At 60.6% G+C, this 1,971-nt stretch carries 2 protein-coding genes; both read right to left on the reverse strand.

Features of this window, described 5'->3' with window-relative positions; genetic code table 11:
- Positions 1-318 precede the first annotated feature (318 nt).
- Positions 319-672, reverse strand: a complete 354-nt coding sequence (locus tag CVS27_RS20280; protein WP_103467645.1) for a helix-turn-helix domain-containing protein — start codon at positions 670-672, stop codon at positions 319-321.
- Positions 665-1,789: a tyrosine-type recombinase/integrase gene (locus CVS27_RS20285; RefSeq protein WP_103467646.1), complete on the reverse strand. Its 1,125-nt coding sequence runs from the start codon at positions 1,787-1,789 to the stop codon at positions 665-667. The genes CVS27_RS20280 and CVS27_RS20285 overlap by 8 nt, the downstream gene beginning before the upstream one ends.
- Positions 1,790-1,971 lie beyond the last annotated feature (182 nt).

The following is a 1,971-nucleotide window of genomic DNA, read 5'->3' on the forward strand; positions in this document are numbered from 1 at the left end:
GTGAGGAGGTCATCCACGACGGAGCTAAGGACGCAGGTCCAGCAGCGGCCGCCACTGTGGAGTTCTTCCTCAGCTCCACACATCAGGCAGTCAACATTGAGCCGGATGCCTGAGCATCGACGACATGTGGGTTGGCTGTCGACGAGGCCGGGCAGCACACCTTCGTGTCCGCAGGCGCAGGTGCCGCGGGTGCGTTTGGCTTGCTGGTAGCAGTAACCGCAGATTCCACCGTCGGGCCATCGAACCACAATCTGGTGATGTTGTCCGCAGCGGGCGCAGGGGACCGGCCAGCGTATCGGGTCCTCCGCCTTGCGGGGCCTACTCACTGCCCTCAGTTGTGACGAGTCGAATGCGCTTGGCGATCGGGTTTCCTGGCTGGATTCCAAGATCTTCGCTGCGCTGGGGAGCGTTCGCTGTCGCGGCGGCACGCATCTCAACGAACGGTTCGAACAGGTCATTCGGCGTGCAGTCCAGGATGTCGCAGAGGGCCGCGAATGTCCTTGCAGGGATACGTTCCGGCACCGTCGTGACCAGCCGGTAAACCTGGCTTTCCGAGAGGTTGATCCCGCGGGATCTCAGCAGTGGCATCAGCTCGGTGGTCTTCCAAAGGTTGCGCTGGGCCATCAGTGTCCGCAGGTTCCAGCGATAGCCGATTCGACGTTGTTCAGGCATCTTGGTCCTCCTGGGTGGCGATGCGGCGCGCGATCATTTTCTGCACGGTCTTCTGTTTGAAGTCAGACGATACCGAGGTGTAGAGGCTTGTCGTGGAGGCATACGCGTGTCCGACCTGGGTTTGCACGAAAGCAGGATCGTAGCCAGCCTCGATCAAGTGCGTTACGTAAGAATGCCGAAGGCAGTGCAGCCCCAGTTCCTTGGGCAGACCCACCGCGTCACGTGCAGCAGCGAAAGCGTCCCCGAAACCTCCCAGTGTCATCCGGGCGCCCCGTTCACTTGGCCACAGGGCAGTGGACCTCTCGGCCGTCGGAAACTGCTGACGCATGCCGCCGGCCGTCCAGATGCGCAGTTGTTCAACGACCCAGTCAAACTCCGGCACGGTCAAGACCGTACGACGTCGCGGCCCGGAGCCTGCGGTGCCCTTGGCCCAGCGGACCAAGACGGCACCAAACCGCCCATAATCCGCAACGTGGGGGTTCGGCCCAAAGTCCTCCAGATCAAGCATGGTCAACTCGCGCCGGCGCAGTCCATAGGCATAACACACCTTAAAGGCGACCGAGTCACGGAGCAGGGGCAGCCAGCGTTTGCTTCCAGTGGCGTATTCACGGTCGATGAGGTCATCGAGGTAGTCGAAGAGCTTCTGCAGCTCAACCTTTGTGAAGGCACGACGCGCAGTTGGTACCGCGTCGTCTGTCGTGTGCCTGGGGGTGTTCCACTCGAAGCAGATCTGGGAGGGGATATCCCCGAACGTGCGTTCGCAGAACTCGCCCCAGCCGTAGGCAGGATGCGTAAGATACGCACAGAACATGGCGACAGCGTTGCTGTACGAGCGCAGAGTTGTAAGGCTGAGGGGCTGTTTTCCAGAGCGCAGCTCTGCGAGAAACTGCTCAATGTCCACCGGGCGCCACTGCCACGGAAACTCGGCGCTGAATACCTGAAACCTATCCACCAGCCGGCAACGGCCTTCTATCGTGCCCACTGTCAGGCCGCGGGCCAACATCTGGGCCCGCCAACCACCCAGCATCGCTGTGAACACGCGCTCATCGGCCCGAAAAAGACTAACGGCTGGATCGGTTAACAGCCGTGGAACGAAACCCGGAACAGCATCATTCATCGCCTGTCCTAACCATGGAATCATGCATTAGATGCAAGAAACCTACATCCACCTGCGGAAACTGGTCAAGGCTATTCTCGGAGCGCTTTTCCCCACCGGGTGCCAATGCCACGCTGACCTGCACAAACAGTCAATTCGGCCAAAGGAGGGAGTTCTCGCATCCACTGCAACTCCCGTTGGTT

Origin of the sequence: Arthrobacter glacialis, assembly GCF_002909445.1 — a bacterium.
Taxonomy (GTDB): Bacteria; Actinomycetota; Actinomycetes; order Actinomycetales; family Micrococcaceae; genus Specibacter; species Specibacter glacialis.